This window comes from Rothia sp. HMSC071F11 (assembly GCF_001809115.1).
In the GTDB taxonomy this organism is placed as follows: domain Bacteria; phylum Actinomycetota; class Actinomycetes; order Actinomycetales; family Micrococcaceae; genus Rothia; species Rothia dentocariosa.
Genome location: NZ_KV795756.1, coordinates 85,225 through 86,394, shown reverse-complemented (window position 1 = coordinate 86,394; position 1,170 = coordinate 85,225). Strand labels below are relative to the sequence as shown.

1 protein-coding gene and 1 pseudogene are annotated in these 1,170 nt (G+C 46.8%); both read right to left on the bottom strand.

What is annotated here, in order from left to right; all coding sequences use genetic code 11:
* Positions 1 to 412: pseudogene (locus tag HMPREF2554_RS11670) on the bottom strand (hypothetical protein); the annotation flags it as partial.
* A gap of 8 nt (positions 413 to 420) precedes the next feature.
* Complete coding sequence (locus tag HMPREF2554_RS04865; RefSeq protein ID WP_013397440.1) at positions 421 to 1,149, bottom strand: DUF6318 family protein; 729 nt, start codon at positions 1,147 to 1,149, stop codon at positions 421 to 423.
* Between the last annotated feature and the right edge of the window lie 21 nt (positions 1,150 to 1,170).

The following is a 1,170-nucleotide window of genomic DNA, read 5'->3' as shown; positions in this document are numbered from 1 at the left end:
TAGCCTGACCATCATCAGTAAATTCTTTATACTGACCCACACGCCCATCCCGACTAACACAGTACGAACCATCATTGGCAACATCAAAGCTAAACGACTTATTAGCACCACTTTTATCCTGAGCGAACCCAAGATTCCCATGATGATGCTCCCCATACCACCTCCTATAAGCCTCTTGCCGTGCCCGTATTTCGTCCAGTGTTTCTGGTGAGCTCTCTATATTGGGAGAACTTTGATTTTGAGAGTTATCGGGATCTTTCCTCTCAGATTGACGCAGCTGAGTCTCTGTTTGCTGCATACATTGAAAACTGTCAGAGGTATTCACGCATGATATAGAAAGAGCACTGGGAACATAATATAGCGGCGAAAGTATCAGACAGGCAGAAAGTCCACCAGAAAAGTACTTCTTCATTCTCATAATTACTTATTTCCCTGCACATTTAGAAAACGAGTGCCATCGATAAACCAGCGATTCCCATCATGGTGAAGGGTCATCATGTACCAGTTATTCTCATAGTCATCGTTATATACCTTGTTGACTCTTCCATCAGCCGCTATATAGATCCGATAAGGCCAGAGCAGAAGATATTTCCATTCGTATTTTCCATTGCCCTGGTTAATAGGTTCGCCATGAAACTCATACTGATGAAGATCACCACCTACAATCCACCCTCCATCTTTATAGAACCTCGAAGTATTTTGATAGAGCTCTAGCTCATCAGTGTACTGTTTATCTACAAACTTCATGGCATCTTTGAAGTCCCCGGTCTGAAGCCCATAGTTACGCCATTCCGTCCACGCCTGCACCGTCTTACGCATCCCCTCTAAGGAAGCATTCGTATACCCCTCCTCCGTCTTGGGCTTCGGAACATTCTGCGCAGGACCATAAAAATCCGCAGGGCGATACTCCCCTTCCGGAGCTTTCGATTTCCCCGAATAATGCGGCGATGTGCTCAACGACGGCGAGGGGCTATCACTGGATGAAGCAGAGGCAACGGCAGTCGCAGAAGAGGAAGAACTAGGACTCTCAGTAGCCATTCCAGCAGGTTTCGCACCCTCCCCACACGCAGATAGCAACACAGCAAACCCAGAAACGCCCAAAACGCTCATAAGGGCACGACGAGACAAAACAGGGGTACGAGTATTCATCGGTGAACACATCCTCAAAAA